Source organism: Bacteroides sp. CAG:633 (assembly GCF_000435115.1).
GTDB lineage: Bacteria > Bacteroidota > Bacteroidia > Bacteroidales > Bacteroidaceae > Bacteroides > Bacteroides ndongoniae.
The window spans coordinates 19,545-23,121 of sequence record NZ_FR883034.1; the positions used below are offsets into that span (position 1 = coordinate 19,545).

At 49.8% G+C, this 3,577-nt stretch carries 3 protein-coding genes; 2 read left to right on the top strand and 1 reads right to left on the bottom strand.

Translation table 11 applies throughout. The features are described 5' to 3' along the window. On the bottom strand, positions 1-643 hold a 643-nt coding region (locus tag QVP67_RS04660; RefSeq protein ID WP_288179912.1), incomplete at its 3' end, for a TolC family protein. Between the two features lie 813 nt (positions 644-1,456). Between QVP67_RS04660 and QVP67_RS04665 the strand changes: the two genes are divergently transcribed. Beyond that, entirely contained in the window at positions 1,457-2,185 is a 729-nt protein-coding gene (locus QVP67_RS04665; protein WP_022162398.1) for a type III pantothenate kinase, read from the top strand. Continuing rightward, complete coding sequence (locus tag QVP67_RS04670; protein WP_288179913.1) at positions 2,172-3,413, top strand: hypothetical protein; 1,242 nt, start codon at positions 2,172-2,174, stop codon at positions 3,411-3,413. The genes QVP67_RS04665 and QVP67_RS04670 overlap by 14 nt, the downstream gene beginning before the upstream one ends. Positions 3,414-3,577: the final 164 nt, after the last annotated feature.

Genomic DNA, 3,577 nt, shown 5'->3' on the forward strand with positions numbered 1-3,577 from the left:
GGCGGTCGGCGTTGGTCTTGTTCTGGCGTTCGGTGGCGAGCGACTCTTTGGCCAGCAGCAGTTCGAAGTAGTAGGTGATGGCTTTCATCGTCACTTCCTCGGTGGCGCTTATAAAGGCGGCTTTGGCTTCGGAGTAGCGCACGGGCTCGATGCGGCGGTCCCACTTCAGGGTGTTGACTCCGAAGATGGGTTGCGTCAGTTCCAGACTGACGGGGACGGACATGAACTGTTTGCTGCCGTTCGAGCCCAGCTCCTTCAGATAGTCGAGCGAGGAGGTGAGCGAGAGTTTACCTCCCGTCAGCCAGATGTTCTGGTCGATGGACACTTCGCCCGAAAGCCCCAGCACGTTGTCGCGTACGTACGAGTAGGTACCGTCGGCGTTCTGGTACGAGTTGTATATCTTTCGGTAGTTGGGCAACGTGCCTGTGAAGTTGACTTCGGGCAACAGGTTGGCCCGGAACGTGCGGTATTCCCAATAGGCGGTCTTCAGTTCGTTCAGGGCGACGGCGGCGTCTACCGACTGTATACGTGCCAGGGCGATGGCTTCGTTCAGGGTGATGTCCCGTTCGTGCGTCAGTGTATCGTTCTGTGCGTGGAGCATCAGGGGCATCCACAGGCAGGCTGCAAGTAAAATCTTCTTCATCTTAGTTTGGCTATTAATTTTTCTGTTTCCGTGGTAACCGTAGTTACCGTGGCTTGCCAAAGTAAAGCAAAGAGCGTGCCAAGCGCTCAGAAGTGTCTGTGGGGGCGGTGGTGTTCGGAATCGGACACTTCCGTTGTTCGTTTACGGACGGCGGACGGTTGTAAGCCGGGCTGGGGCTGTGGCTTTGACGTTTTGACATTTTGCCGATGGAAACCGTCGAGAATCCGTTATTTCCGTACGTTGGGACGTTTGCCCGGAAATTTGCGAGCAGTTTTCTGTATTCCTTTCATTTATAGTGGGGTATCGAAATGTTTACATCTGAAATAGAAGAATAAAGTATTCAAATGGCTCCCCAAAGCAGTGTTCGCAGGGGTGAAAAGCTGTTTCGGTGAGCGCCACAAGCAGTCCGGACGAGCCGCACAAGCAATCTGGAAGTGCAGCACAAGTAATCTTGCTGTCTGCCACAAGCGTTGTTCAGTGCGAAAAGAAGCGTTTTTGTCGTGTTTTTCTGCATATTTATACGTTATAAGGCTGCTTTTTATGCGTTTCGGCTTCTATTTGCAGGTTGCCGATAAAGGTTGTGGTTAGCAAAAGGAGCTTTTCTCTGACTTTTTGAGTAAGAACCGGCTTGACTAGTATCGATGTGGCAACTGTACTTGTCGCTTCCGAGAGGCTTCAAAGGTACTGTCGGAGGGTTGTTTATGGGGCAGAACAGGGGGAATACTGCCCGTCAACTCATCTTCTTGCGCATATTGTGTCGAAAATTCAAAATTCAGTCGTATCTTTGCGCCCGCTTAACAAAAAGAGTTTTCAATGAATCTGATTATCGACATCGGTAATACCGTCGCCAAACTGGCGGCTTTCGACGGAGATGAATTGCTCGAAGTGGTGCACGACTCGAACGAGACGCTGGAACACTTGCCCGCTTTCTGCCGGAAATATCCTTTCCGAAAGGCCATTCTCGCCACGGTTATCGATCTGACGGCCGATGTGCAGGATCGCTTGAAGGAGCTTCCCGTTCCTTTGCTCTATCTGGGGGCCGATACTCCGTTGCCGGTCGAGAACCTTTACGAGACGCCCCGTACGCTGGGGTACGACCGTATGGCAGCCGTGGTAGGTGCCAACGCCCTTTGCCCCAGCCGCGACCTGCTGGTGATAGATGCGGGTACCTGCATTACATACGAGTTTATCGATGCTTCGGGTCGCTATCATGGAGGCAACATTTCGCCGGGATTGCAGATGCGTTTCAAGGCCCTGCACCAGTTTACCGGCCGCCTGCCCCAGGTGCAAGCCGAGGGTCGTCTGCTGCCTTTGGGCAAGGATACCGATACCGCCATCCGTTCCGGTGTTCTGCAAGGAATGGAGTATGAGATTTCAGGCTATATTCAAACGATGAAGCATAAATATCCTGAACTTTTGGTTTTTTTAACGGGCGGGAATGAATTTTCTTTTGATACAAACTTAAAAAATATCATCTTTGCAGACAAATTTTTAGTGTTGAAAGGATTAAACCGAATATTGAACTATAATGACAGGATATAGACAAACGCTTGTGACGCTCGTGCTCACGTTGTTATCCGGAGTGGCATTCGCTCAGAATAATACGAATTCTCCTTATACAAGATATGGATACGGACAATTAGCCGACCAGGGTCCGGGAAGCAGTAAGGCAATGGGAGGCATTGCCTACGGTTTGCGCGATAACTCCCAGGTCAACTTCGCCAATCCGGCATCCTATAGCGCCGTAGATTCGCTGACCTTTATATTCGACGGTGGTATTTCGTTGCAGAATACCAATTTCAGCAACGGTGTGCTGAAGCAAAATGCCAAGAATTCGAGTTTCGACTATATCACCATGCAGTTCCGTGCAGCCAAGTGGGCGGGCATCAGTTTAGGTTTGCTTCCTTACTCCAATGTTGGATACAACATCGGCGAAACCCGTGAAGTGGAACAGGTTTCTTATACCGGTGACGGTGGTTTGCACCAAATTTATCTGGGTACTGGACTTAAAATATTAAAAAACTTTTCTATTGGTGCGAATATTTCGTATCTTTGGGGAGACATCACACATACTGTAAACGTGACTTATCCCAATACGTCGTCGGCTTTCGCTTTCGAACGCGAACAAAATGTGTCGGTGACCAGCTATAAGCTCGATTTGGGTGCGCAATATACGCATCAATTCGGCAAGAAGCATCAGGTGACGTTGGGTGTTGTTTTCTCGCCCGGTCACGACTTGAACAACGATGCTTATACGCAGACTACGACCGGCAACAGTTCGATGGGATACACCGTATCTCAACGTGATACGGTTGCCACGTGTGGCATACCTACAACGTTAGGTGCCGGATTCACGTACGTGTACGACGGCCGTCTGACGGTGGGAGCCGATGTGATGTTGCAGAATTGGAGCAAGGCATCGTTTATGAACAACTCTGACGCTTTCAGCAACCGTCGCCGCATAAGCCTCGGTGCAGAGTACATGCCGAATCCAATGGGCAGAAGTTATCTGTCGGTTGTGAAATATCGTGTGGGAGCCTATTACTCCCAACCATATTATAAAATGGAAGGAAAGCGGGCGGCTGATGAGTACGGCGTAACGGCCGGTTTCGGATTGCCCATTCCGAGAACACGTTCGATCTTGAGCATTTCCGGTCAGTATGTCAGAGTATCTGGCAAACATGCCGGCTTGCTGGATGAAAACACATTCCGGGTTTGCATCGGAGTAACCTTTAACGAACGTTGGTTCTTCAAGCGTAAAGTGAATTAAAGAATAGACAAAAATATCACAACTAAAATTTTGATACAATGAAAATTAAGACGCTTGTGGCTGCTGTATTGCTCCTTTCGGGTGGAGCAACCAGCGTTTTTGCACAAAACGATTGTAATGCGAACAGTAGTATCTCGCACGAGGCCGTGCGGGCAGGTAACTTT

Bases quoted from the DNA above. Each gene is read 5' to 3' on its own strand.
- QVP67_RS04665 (WP_022162398.1), top strand. From the start codon at position 1,457: ATGAATCTGATTATCGACATCGGTAATACCGTCGCCAAACTGGCGGCT.
- QVP67_RS04670 (WP_288179913.1), top strand. From the start codon at position 2,172: ATGACAGGATATAGACAAACGCTTGTGACGCTCGTGCTCACGTTGTTA.